At 28.3% G+C, this 6268-nt stretch carries 9 protein-coding genes; all 9 read left to right on the forward strand.

The genetic code is table 11. The features are described from left to right. The first annotated feature begins 122 nt into the window (after positions 1–122). The 9 genes from Q0F58_RS16330 to Q0F58_RS16370 all read left to right on the forward strand — a co-directional run bounded on the left by Q0F58_RS16330 (position 123) and on the right by Q0F58_RS16370 (position 6166). Complete coding sequence (locus Q0F58_RS16330; RefSeq protein ID WP_294378915.1) at positions 123–383, forward strand: hypothetical protein; 261 nt, start codon at positions 123–125, stop codon at positions 381–383. An 11-nt stretch (positions 384–394) separates the two neighbouring features. Then, complete coding sequence (locus Q0F58_RS16335; RefSeq protein WP_294378917.1) at positions 395–1681, forward strand: DnaB-like helicase C-terminal domain-containing protein; 1287 nt, start codon at positions 395–397, stop codon at positions 1679–1681. Positions 1682–1686: 5 nt separating this feature from the next. Continuing rightward, positions 1687–2073, forward strand: a complete 387-nt coding sequence (locus Q0F58_RS16340; RefSeq protein ID WP_294378920.1) for a hypothetical protein — start codon at positions 1687–1689, stop codon at positions 2071–2073. Between the two features lie 128 nt (positions 2074–2201). Continuing rightward, positions 2202–2324, forward strand: coding sequence for a hypothetical protein (locus tag Q0F58_RS16345; protein ID WP_294378922.1), 123 nt, complete (start codon positions 2202–2204; stop codon positions 2322–2324). Positions 2325–2335: 11 nt separating this feature from the next. After that, on the forward strand, positions 2336–3109 hold the full coding sequence (locus Q0F58_RS16350) for a hypothetical protein (protein WP_294378923.1): 774 nt from the start codon (positions 2336–2338) through the stop codon (positions 3107–3109). Between the two features lie 180 nt (positions 3110–3289). Further along, positions 3290–3433, forward strand: coding sequence for a hypothetical protein (locus Q0F58_RS16355; protein ID WP_294378924.1), 144 nt, complete (start codon positions 3290–3292; stop codon positions 3431–3433). A 13-nt stretch (positions 3434–3446) separates the two neighbouring features. Then, positions 3447–3758, forward strand: coding sequence for a hypothetical protein (locus Q0F58_RS16360; protein ID WP_294378925.1), 312 nt, complete (start codon positions 3447–3449; stop codon positions 3756–3758). Positions 3759–3879: 121 nt separating this feature from the next. Next, entirely contained in the window at positions 3880–5352 is a 1473-nt protein-coding gene (locus Q0F58_RS16365) for a DUF3102 domain-containing protein (RefSeq protein ID WP_294378927.1), read from the forward strand. 310 nt (positions 5353–5662) lie between these two features. Next, positions 5663–6166 (forward strand): transcriptional regulator, encoded by a 504-nt coding sequence (locus Q0F58_RS16370; protein WP_294378929.1) that lies wholly within the window; start codon positions 5663–5665, stop codon positions 6164–6166. Positions 6167–6268 lie beyond the last annotated feature (102 nt).

Here is a 6268-nt window from a genome sequence, read left to right on the forward strand (position 1 = left end):
TACTGAAACACAAATTAAGATTTTAGAACAAAGTATTGTTAATTCATGGCAAGGTGTATTTCCACTAAAAGAATCTATTTCTAAACAGCCTATAAATAACAATAAATTGGAGGGATGGACAAATGAATAAGCAAGAATTTGCAAAGTATTTAAAGTTATTAGGAGAATTATTCCCTGGCGCTAAGATACCTGGAGTTAATGTGGAAGCAGATAATGAGATACTTGATATATGGTATGACGGATTTAAAGAAATAAGCTTAGCTGATGCTAAGAAAATGGCCAAAGATTATTTTAAACAGGAAAAAGGAGTATTTAATTATGCAAGACTTTTAGAATATAAGCCTATTCCTAGAAAGGCAATAACAAATTTTGATGAAGAATAGGAGAGCTGCCAATGGATGAAAATATTGAAATTTTACTTGAAAGTGAAAGATGTGTATTAGGGATCATAATTAGACACAATGAATACTTATTGAAAGCCATGGAAGCTATTACAGAAGAGGATTTTTACAGAACAACTCACAAAATTCTTTATTGTAAAATGGTCGGATTATATAAAAAAGACATTAAGTTTGATTTGATTGTATTACTTAATAGTCTTAAAAAATCAATAAGTGAAAATGTTGTTACTGTAACAGAAATAACTGAAATAGCAAGCAGCTATATAACTCGATATACATTTGATAGTCACTTAAAAATAATATTAGAGCACAGTATGAGAAGAAAAATTAATGACATATGTAATAATGTGCTTAATAGTGAGGAGAGTATTGAGAAAAAAATAACATACATTCAAAATTCATTAATGAAAATTACTTCACATAATGGTGATGATAGGTATTTAACTATTGATGATGTTATAGAAAATACATTGAAAAGAATTGAAGAAGCCAGTAAGTCAAAGGATGGGATAACTGGTATACCAACAGGAGTAAAAATATTAGATAATGCAATAAATGGTTTTGAACGTGGTTCTATGGTAGTATTTGGAGCTAGGCCATCAATAGGGAAAACAGCTTTTTCATTAAAGATATTGGAAAATATAAAAGCTAAAGTATTGTATGTACAACTTGATATGACACTTGAGGGAATGGGACAAAGAATGTTATCAAGTGATACACATATAAGCAATAACAGAATAGGAAAAGGCAGATTGAGTGATGAACATTTTGAAAAAATAATAAAATCAGCAGCTATATTGGAGAAAAAGAATAATTTATTTTTCTATGCTCCAGGAGTAGCAACAATATCTAAGATAATGCTAAAAGCAAAGGAAATAAAAATAAAGCATGGATTAGATGTTATTATAATAGACCACATTGGGAAGATATCTTCTAAGATAAGTAAACCGTATGAAAGAATGACTGCTATATCAAATAATTTAAAAAGCATGGCAAGACAATTAGATGTGTGTATGGTTGCGTTGTGCCAGTTATCAAGGGTAGTTGAACAAAGGGGGGATAAACATCCAATATTATCAGATTTAAGAGATTCGGGAGCGATTGAAGAGGATGCTGATGTAATTGGTTTTCTATATAGAGATGGATATTACAATGATAAGAGTAAGAAGCAGGACATATTGGAATTAAATATTGAAAAGAATAGAAATGGACAAACTGGAAAACTTGAATTTGAATATAATTTAGTAACTCAAGAACTAATACAGATTTTGGAGGAATAGCTGTTATGCAAAAAGATTATATGCCAATAGAAGTACATTCGGTTAAAAACTTTATAAATCAGCATAGACAATTAAAAAGCAGCAGATTTGAATTTGATACAAAATATGAAAATTGTTGTGGAGAATTGAAAGAAACTATAATTTATTTTGATTTTATGCTTGAGTTTTCAGAAGAGGATCCTATATGGAATAGATATGATTGTGAAAAAGAATTATACTATTACATTCCTATAAAATTTGAAATTATGTCAAATAGTAATGTTTCAGATAAAGAAATAAAGAGAGTGGTAACAAATAAAATGTTTGAAATAAAGAGAAATTTTGATTATTGCTTAATGATGGGACAAGATAATCTGATAATTCAAAATAGAATAGTAGAAATGGAAATATGAAAAAGGTGATGAACATAGATAAACATTCATCACCAGGGAGATACTGTTATACTCCTTAAACTCGCACTTTAAGTGTATAACGGTACCTCTTCAAAATCAAGAGTAAATTTAAGGAGAATGTGTATTTTATGAAAATTGAATTATTTCAGCAATTAATTAATGAATTAGTTGGCCAAGGAATAAAAGTTCAGAATTTAACTTTAATGCAGATTAGTAAAAGCATTGAATTATATAAATTAATACATAGATAGGGGTTATACAAATGGATATAAAGGAAATAAGAGCAATAACACAGATGAGATTGGCAAAGGAACTAAAAGAGGGAACAGCTGTATTTGAAAAGTTAATATGCGGAGACAAAGAAGTATATGTTTCATATGCAGACACAACAGGTTTTCATAGTGTTTTATATAAAATTAAAGACAAGACATATTTATTTATAGACAATAAAATGTCTGAAAAGGATAAGAAGGCAGAAATTAAATTTGTGCTTAGAGGTGATGGACTCCATTACTATAGCAAAGAAGAAAATGAAGAAATGAGAAAAGTGGCTAAAAAAGTTGAATTGAAGAAAATGCAATTTAAATTAATAAATTATGATGATGTAGAAAACATAATGAATAATGTTATGTTTGGAGAATATTTGCGAATGCGTGAATTTGCTGAAAAGGTAGAAGAATTAGCAAATATTGAATATGAACCTGAAACAAATAATAAATATGCGACAATGTTGTATATGTTTAAATTGGGAGTTATGCAGGGGAAGAGAGAAGAAAGAACTAAAAGGAAGAGGCATACACAATTATTAAATAAGACATTAATTGAAGAAAGAGAAGAGATTCTAAACAATTTAGAAAATTTATTAAATAGAAAGCCATCAATAGCAGTTAGAAATAAAATGTTATCAGTATTAGATGGAATAAATAATATGTCAGCAGAGGCTCAAGAGATAGTTAATCTTGAAATTGAATTGGATAAGAAAATAGAAAGACTTAAAGAGGTTCAATTAAAGGGTGGTGCTAGTAATGAGTGCTAATGAGATTGAATTTTACAGATTAGTAACTGAATTCATCAGAAGAAATAGTATTGTTGTTGGAGGTGCTGACATTGAAAAGTGAAATAATTAGGCTAGTCAATAAAATTGACGATCCTAGAATATTAAGGATTCTTTATACAACGTTAAAAACAATAATAAAGGAAACTGGGGGTACTGATAATGACAAAAATAGTAATTAAATATACAGATGAAGCAGAGAAAATTAAGCTGATTAACATATTATCTTTAGGAGTTAAGATATCAAATGTCAGTAAACCATATAAGCAAGGTAAATATTATAGGGTTTATATTGATGTTGAATAGAGGGGGAATTTAAATGAAAAAAGCAAATAATAATCAATGGGAAGAAATGTTTGATAAGATTGCAGGGTATGCCTTATCAGATGATGCTTTAAGAGGAGCAATAGAGAAACTTAAAGACAGCGATAAAGTAAATGCTATATTGATAGATAATTATATACTACAGTTTATAAAACTTGCTGTATCAGATGAAGGAACAGCACAAACTCCAGAAATAGTTGCAATAAGGTCAGTATTAGAAGTTTTGGATAATAGAAGTAAGCCATTAGAATCAGAAAGTAATAACTTACTGGAAGTAGATTTTACTAACGGAAAATATATGAATTAATATTAGGCTCATACAGGCGTTGTGTTGTTTGAATGATAAATTATACATTTAAATCAGTAAAACGTCTGTAATGAGCTGATACTTTATCAGAATTAAATGTTAAAGGAGGGCGTATACCAAAATGATGATATCAAAAGAAAAGCAATTAGTTGAACTGGAAAAATGTAAGAATATAATTAATATCGAACAACAAAAAATTGGAGCATCTATAAACAAAATAGCAGAATGTTTAATTACAGTTAAAGGAATATTGCCAAAAGCAGAATGGAATGATTGGTTAAAGAATAATGTTGATTTTACTGTAAATACTGCTAATAGATATATAAGGTCTGTAAAGATTCAGAAAGATTTAATTAAGATGATTCCTGATAAAAAGGTTAATATAGATAAATTAAATACATGGTCACTGATAGAGATAGGTAAACTTAAAAAGGATCAGCAGAAAGAACTTATAGAAAACAATCATACTGATGATATGAGTACAAGAGATATTGCATTAAAAGTTAAAGAAATAAAAAAGTGCGACAACGCACAAAAAGGAAAGGTATTAAATAAATCTATAGAATTAACACAAAATATTATAAAAAATAATGATAAGAGTATTGATGAGATTTACAATGAAACAGTTAATCTCAATGCAGAGTTGTTAAATAGGGTTGGAAGTAATGAAAGTATAGAAGGGACATTAATAGCAAGGTATGAAGCAGGAGAAGTAACACATCAGCAAATGATTGATATAATTGCAAAATATAAATTAAATTTACCTATATTTTTTAATAAGGAGCTTTTAGACGAATATATAAAACAAAACGACTGGGATTTATATAGTGAGTATAGACAATATTTAAATGAACCAGAAAGGAACTTTGAAGTATATTACGGAATATTTGCGAAAGAAATGGAATGGGAAGAAGCATTAAAGTGCTTTGATCCAGAAGATGAAAGTTGTGTGGATTGGTGTAAAAATAATCATGTAGACAATAAAGAATTTCAATTATCTGTAACATATGTAGATTGTGATTCTTATTTGTGTATATATAAGAAATATAAAGTTGTAGGTACATATAGAAATTATGATATTACTGATATTAAAAAGTTATGTAAATATGATGCAAGCTTAGATTATAAGCAATTGAAAGAATTATACAATCAGTTAAATGCCAAAATTGAAGCTTATAATAAAAGAGAGGACACTAGAATAAAGAAACAAAGGGCAGAATATGAAGCAAAGCAGGCAGAAAGAGAGAAGTATGAGAGTGAATTAAGAGCTTGGAGAGAACTTTATCAGCCCTGGGTTATGGGAAAGTGGACTTTTGAAGATATATGGGATGACAAGGGAGAAATAAAAGATTTTAAGAAATGGCGTGAAATGACTAATTTTGTATCTAATGAAAGAAAGAAAAGTTATGGAGATGCATTTAACTCATTTTTTGGTTCAAGTGCAAATAATCAAGTATCAGTTAAAGAAGAGGATAAGCCAATATATAAAAGGCTTTATAGAATTTTAGCAAAGAATTGCCATCCGGATATTATCAAAGATGATGGGCAAGCAATGAAACTTGTAAATGAGCTTAAAGAGCAGTGGGGAATATAAACAAGCGTATTGACAGTATAATTAATAGGGTTCATCATAATGTAGAACCCCAAACAATATTTTTATTTATGGTATTTATGATATAATAAATATATAGAAATTTGATATTTAAGTACCCCACTAATCAAGTGGAAAGCATTAGTAATTAATGGCTGCGGGAAATTTAAGGTTGACCAATATTATTGGGTTGGCGTTATATTTCTTGCAGTCTTTTGTTTTATGAATTTATATAATGCAGAGGTATTTTGGATTTTAATATATCATTATTTCTCAAAGATAAGAGGCTAAGGATAAGGAGATGGGAATTGTTATGGAAAAGAACAAATATCAAAAAATTGAAGGAAAGTTATATAACTATTATAGATACAAGAAAGAAATAGGAAAGCTTAAAAGTATTATGGAAAACTTAGAAAAACAGATTGATTATATAAATGACAGAATAAGAAATGTGCATAAATATGTAAATTTAGATATTGATATACCCTCTTCAAATACTGGTGAAAAAGTTCAAACAAGTTTTAATGATACAAGTTATTTTGAAAGAGAATTGGAGAATGAAGTTACTAAGTTACAAAGAGAAAAATATGACAAAATAAAGCGATTATATAGGATAGATAGCAAAATAAGGAACATGGAAAGCTTAATTTATGGAATGGATTATGATATATCATTACTTGAGCCAGAGGATAGGAAATTTATAGAATTAAAATATAAACACAATAAAAGCTTATTATGTATAGCAACGGAATTATCTTTTTCAAGTGCTACAGCTTTTAGAATGAAGGAGAAAATAATTTCAAAACTAAGTATGTAGTTATAGAATCACTTGCTGATATTAAGGCAGGTGATTTTCTTATAATAAATTAGAGTCAGCTTTATTTGTGATAAGAATTTGATAAAAAGTTGAGATAAAAGG

It is taken from the genome of uncultured Clostridium sp. (assembly GCF_934754915.1).
GTDB lineage: Bacteria > Bacillota > Clostridia > Clostridiales > Clostridiaceae > Clostridium.